Annotated in this window: 1 protein-coding gene; it reads left to right on the top strand. The window is 67.5% G+C overall.

Features of this window, described 5'->3' with window-relative positions:
- The first annotated feature begins 122 nt into the window (after positions 1–122).
- Positions 123–914 carry a hypothetical protein gene (locus tag ACGF5T_RS36035; RefSeq protein ID WP_392890356.1) on the top strand — a complete coding sequence of 264 codons (792 nt, stop codon included), beginning with the start codon at positions 123–125 and terminating at the stop codon, positions 912–914.
- Positions 915–1,140 lie beyond the last annotated feature (226 nt).

The following is a 1,140-nucleotide window of genomic DNA, read 5'->3' as shown; positions in this document are numbered from 1 at the left end:
TACCCCTTTCGGGGACCCTATATCTTTGATCTCGTGCGGCGAATTGGATAGTCTTTTCCTTGTCGGGAGGGAGTGGCACCCAACCGACAAACCCGAAAGTTCAACAAAAGAAGGAAGAACAAATGGAGACTGAGCAGCGCTACATTCTCGGGCAGCGCGACGACGAGGGTTTCTACCCCGTCACCGTCGACCAGACCCCTGCCGGAACCGTCCACCGCCGTCACGGCTCCTGGTACGCGACCATGCCCGGCCACCCCGTCCAGCGCACCGCCGACCGCGACCAGGCCGCCGCCCACCTCGTCACCCTCATCGACCAGGGCAAGCGCCCCACCCTCCCCGCCCAGGCCCCCGTCCACTCACCCGCCGACCGGCTGCGCTCCATCGTCGGCCTGCGCGCCACCCGCACGTACGCCTACCTCCTGCCCGACCTGCGCTTCACCCTCCCCAACCTCGTACGCGCCGCCGAAGCCATGTCCCGCCTGGACCAGCTCGGCTGGGCCCCGCTGGCGGGCTACCCCGGCGCCGATCAGCCCTGGCTCATGGAGTGCCGCCTGTGCGGCTGGAAGGGACACCGCTTCTGGAGCCACCTCCGGGGCCGCAACGGCAACGGCATCCCCCGCCCCATCACCCGGCACCCCGGATGCATCCCCGTCAAGGAACACCCCCTGGCCCTCATCAACCTTGCCGCAGAGCGCAAGTACGAGTGTGAGTGTGAATTCCAGCACCCCAACAGTGTGGAACAGGCACAGGCAACTCTCCGAGCCATTGAGGACGCCCTGAATGCAGGAGCGGCAATGGGCGCCGCTCTGCACACACGCGGAATCCTGGAGCCGTGCCCCGCATCGAGCCGCCGCGCCCTCGTACTCAGGGCCGCGCTCGACCGCCAGACAAACCGACGCAAGAACGGAATGTAGAGCGCGCTACCCCCGCTCCGGAAGGAGCGGGGGTAGGCTCTGGTTCCAGAGTCAGTCTCGCGCTGCACTTTGAAGCAAGGTAGTGGCCCGGTTCTGCCAAAGCTACATGAGGCGTCACCTGATGCAGAGACACCACCCCCGCCACCCTCCCTCCTCGCTGCCCGGGCCGCAGGCCCGTTGCCGTGTCCCGCGCAGCGGGTCACGGTGGGGTGGCTGGAGCGCAGCG

It is taken from the genome of Streptomyces sp. NPDC047853, from assembly GCF_043204535.1.
Classification (GTDB): domain Bacteria; phylum Actinomycetota; class Actinomycetes; order Streptomycetales; family Streptomycetaceae; genus Streptomyces.
The sequence above is the reverse complement of the archived record's forward strand: the minus strand, read 5'-3'. Positions and strand labels throughout refer to the sequence as shown.

Coding starts and splice junctions, on each gene's coding strand:
- ACGF5T_RS36035 (WP_392890356.1), top strand. CDS start 123: ATGGAGACTGAGCAGCGCTACATTCTCGGGCAGCGCGACGACGAGGGT.